A 1,321-nucleotide genomic window follows, 5' to 3' on the forward strand; every position below is an offset into this window, starting at 1 on the left:
CCCCTGGTTCGCCTCCCGACACCTATGTATTCAGTGCGGGATACCCAGCTTGTGCTGGGTGGGTTTCCCCATTCAGAAATGCCCGGGTCACAGGTTGTTTGCCACCTCGCCGAGCCTTATCGCAGGCTTCCACGTCTTTCATCGCCTCTGGCTGCCTAGGCATCCACCGTATGCGCTTCATCGCTTGACCATATAACCCCAAAGGGTCTGGTCCGCGATGACACACGACATTGCCGGATACGCTTGAGACGTATCTCGTGTCCCTTTCTTTCGAAAGGAACGTTTGTCAGCATGAATCACATTGTTAAAGAGCAGACTGTCAATCGACAGTCATAAACCGGTCATTGCGCTGTGCAAGGATGGCTTATGACTGCGGATCCGATCAGGTAAGACTGTGGGATGGGAGATGGTGGAGCCTAGCGGGCGGTGCGACGTTTCGCTCGAACCGCTGACCTCCTGCCATAAATGGTGGAGCCTAGCGGGATCGAACCGCTGACCTCCTGCGTGCAAGGCAGGCGCTCTCCCAGCTGAGCTAAGGCCCCGAAGATAATTTGTGTGAGACAAGGCGCTTCGATGCGACGCATAGCCTGCTATGCGAGTATCGGAGCAACGTAGTATCACGCAAATTTGGTGGGTCTGGGCAGATTTGAACAAACCCCGCGACCTCACCCTTCTCTTTATGAACCCCAGGGGGTGCGCTCTAACCAACTGAGCGAGAGAATGGTGGGTCTGGGCAGATTTGAACTGCCGACCTCACCCTTATCAGGGGTGCGCTCTAACCAACTGAGCTACAGACCCGAAGGTCACGCTGGGCCTATACCCAAACAGTCTTTTGCTCTGGTCGATCAGGTAATTCATTGTGAGCACTTGCCGACAGTCGGAGACATATCGGTAATCACATTGTTAAAGAGCAGACTGTCAATCGACAGTCATAAACCGGTCATTGCGCTGTGCAAGGATGGCTTATGACTGCGGATCCGATCAGGTAAGACTGTGGGGTGGGAGATGGTGGAGCCTAGCGGGCGGTGCGACGTTTCGCTCGAACCGCTGATCTCCTGCCATAAGTGGTGGAGCCTAGCGGGATCGAACCGCTGACCTCCTGCGTGCAAGGCAGGCGCTCTCCCAGCTGAGCTAAGGCCCCACTGATACCCGTACTCTGGGTAATTTTATTCAGACCAAGGCATTTTGTGGCGACGCCTAGCCTGCTAGGCGAGTCACGAAATAACGCAGGACTGGATAAAATTTGGTGGGTCTGGGCAGATTTGAACTGCCGACCTCACCCTTATCAGGGGTGCGCTCTAACCAACTGAGCTACAGACCC

General features: G+C 55.0%; 4 tRNA genes and 1 rRNA gene (1 of these 5 only partly in view). All 5 read right to left on the minus strand.

Going from position 1 to position 1,321, the window contains the following annotated elements:
* Positions 1-190 (minus strand): 23S ribosomal RNA (locus tag GRB96_RS15865); it reaches 2,874 nt to the left of the window's first position.
* 276 nt (positions 191-466) lie between these two features.
* Positions 467-542: transfer RNA gene (locus tag GRB96_RS00140), tRNA-Ala, on the minus strand.
* Positions 543-721: 179 nt separating this feature from the next.
* Positions 722-798: transfer RNA gene (locus GRB96_RS00145), tRNA-Ile, on the minus strand.
* A gap of 267 nt (positions 799-1,065) precedes the next feature.
* Positions 1,066-1,141: transfer RNA gene (locus GRB96_RS00150), tRNA-Ala, on the minus strand.
* A gap of 103 nt (positions 1,142-1,244) precedes the next feature.
* Positions 1,245-1,321: transfer RNA gene (locus GRB96_RS00155), tRNA-Ile, on the minus strand.

The sequence above is a fragment of the Halomonas alimentaria genome, assembly GCF_009902005.1.
GTDB classification, from domain to species: Bacteria; Pseudomonadota; Gammaproteobacteria; order Pseudomonadales; family Halomonadaceae; genus Halomonas; species Halomonas alimentaria.